Here is a 244-nt window from a genome sequence, read left to right on the forward strand (position 1 = left end):
GTTCCTACGGAACGAAAAAACATAATTAATTAAAGTTCTACCGATGAGATGTTCCTAACGGAACATTCCTTTTTTCACCAATACGAATTTTAAAAATAATCGCCTTTAATATGCCTTCTCAAAGACATAAGAATGTTAATTTAAGGCAAAAAAATGTTCCAATAGGAACATCTTATCGGTAGACAAAAAAATATTTTTTTTGGTTTCATCCCCTAGGGACATTTGATTGGTTTATTAAATTTCC

Origin of the sequence: Flavobacterium sp. UBA4854 (assembly GCF_002399805.1) — a bacterium.
Classification (GTDB): Bacteria; Bacteroidota; Bacteroidia; order Flavobacteriales; family Flavobacteriaceae; genus Flavobacterium; species Flavobacterium ginsengisoli.